This window comes from Micrococcus sp. HG099 (assembly GCF_024723355.1).
Classification (GTDB): domain Bacteria; phylum Actinomycetota; class Actinomycetes; order Actinomycetales; family Micrococcaceae; genus Micrococcus; species Micrococcus endophyticus.
In genome coordinates, this window is sequence record NZ_JANQCJ010000291.1 from 1 (window position 1) to 538 (window position 538).

General features: G+C 79.2%; 1 pseudogene. It reads right to left on the bottom strand.

Annotation, left to right across the window (positions count from 1 at the left end):
• Positions 1–16: 16 nt before the first annotated feature.
• Positions 17–538 (bottom strand): annotated as a pseudogene (locus NWP10_RS12280) (amino acid deaminase/aldolase); the annotation flags it as partial.

Consider the following 538-nt stretch of genomic DNA (forward strand, 5'->3'; position numbering starts at 1 on the left):
GGGGAGGGCGAGGCGGTCACGTGAACATCCTCCCCTCGCCCCGGTACGTGGGCCAGAGGTCCACGATCGCGTCGGCCTGCGCGCTGTACACGGCGACGGCGTCCAGGTGCTCGGCCGGCTCGCCGCCCTTGGCATGGCGGAAGAACACCGGGTCGCCGAGGGCGAGGCGCGCGGCGCCCGGCCCGTGCAGCGGCGTCTGCACCTCGCCGGCGCCCTCCTGCCGCGTGAGCCGCAGCCCCTCGGGCCAGGCCACCGTGGGCCACCGGTCCGCGCCCGGGGCGCCCGAGGCGATCCAGCCGCCGCCGGCCACCGTGACCACGTCCGGCGCGGGCCGGCGCACCACGGGGCGAACGTAGGACGCCGCCGGGCGCAGGCCCAGGCCGTGGAAGCCGTCGAAGCTCGCGGGGGCCAGCAGGCCGGAGCCGGCGCCGAGCTCGGTCACCACGCCCTCGGCCGCCGTCTCGGCCAGCGAGCCGGTGCCGCCGCCGTTGACGAAGTCCAGCTCCGCACCCGCCGCGCGGACCGCCTGCCGCACCGC